At 58.6% G+C, this 1,308-nt stretch carries 1 protein-coding gene; it reads left to right on the plus strand.

Translation table 11 applies throughout. The features are described from left to right. Positions 1–1,308: polyribonucleotide nucleotidyltransferase (pnp, locus tag ACIQVE_RS29695; protein ID WP_402815528.1), on the plus strand; the 1,308-nt coding region annotated here is incomplete at both ends.

A 1,308-nucleotide genomic window follows, 5' to 3' on the forward strand; every position in this document is an offset into this window, starting at 1 on the left:
CCTGACCGAAGTGCAGGTTGTCTGCACCGTCGTTTCCACCAGCAAAAAGACCGATCCGGACGTCGCTGCGATGATCGGTACCTCGGCTGCCCTGGCCATCTCCGGCATTCCGTTCGATGGCCCGATCGGCGCTGCTCGCGTTGCTTTCCACGAAAGCACCGGCTACCTGCTGAACCCGACTTACGAGCAACAGAAAGCATCGAGCCTGGACATGGTCGTTGCCGGTACCTCGGAAGCTGTGTTGATGGTTGAATCGGAAGCCAAAGAGCTGACCGAAGACCAGATGCTGGGCGCTGTACTGTTTGCTCACGACGAGTTCCAGGTTGTGATCAACGCTGTTAAAGAACTGGCTGCTGAAGCTGCCAAGCCTACCTGGGCCTGGGCTCCACAAGCCGAAGCGACTGAACTGCTGGGCGCTATCCGCTCCGAGTTCGGCACTGCGATCTCCGACGCCTACACCATCACCGTCAAGGCCGACCGTTATGCTCGCTTGGGCGAGTTGAAGGATCAGGTTGTGGCCAAGCTGTCCGGTGAAGAAGGCCAGCCTTCTTCCAGCGACGTCAAAGCTGCATTCGGTGAAATCGAATACCGCACCGTTCGCGAAAACATCGTAAACGGCAAGCCACGTATCGACGGTCGCGACACCAAAACCGTACGTCCGCTGAACATCGAAGTCGGCGTTCTGCCGAAGACTCACGGTTCGGCTTTGTTCACCCGTGGTGAAACCCAGGCTCTGGTAGTCGCGACTCTGGGTACTGCCCGTGACGCACAACTGCTGGACACCCTGGAAGGCGAGAAAAAAGACCCGTTCATGCTGCACTACAACTTCCCTCCGTTCTCGGTGGGCGAGTGTGGTCGCATGGGTGGTGCTGGTCGTCGCGAAATCGGTCACGGCCGTCTGGCTCGTCGTTCGATTGCCGCCATGCTGCCTGCCGCTGACGTGTTCCCGTACACCATCCGTGTCGTGTCGGAAATCACCGAATCGAACGGTTCGAGCTCGATGGCTTCCGTTTGCGGTGCTTCCCTGGCCCTGATGGACGCTGGTGTGCCGATGAAGGCGCCGGTTGCCGGTATCGCCATGGGTCTGGTTAAAGAAGGCGAGAAGTTCGCCATCCTCACCGACATCCTCGGTGACGAAGACCACCTGGGCGACATGGACTTCAAAGTAGCGGGTACCGCCAAAGGTGTTACCGCGCTGCAGATGGACATCAAGATCAAGGGCATCACCGAAGAGATCATGGACATCGCTCTGGGCCAAGCCCTGGAAGCGCGCCTGAACATTCACGGTCAGATGAACCAGATCATTGG

This window comes from Pseudomonas sp. NPDC098747, from assembly GCF_044760045.1.
In the GTDB taxonomy this organism is placed as follows: domain Bacteria; phylum Pseudomonadota; class Gammaproteobacteria; order Pseudomonadales; family Pseudomonadaceae; genus Aquipseudomonas.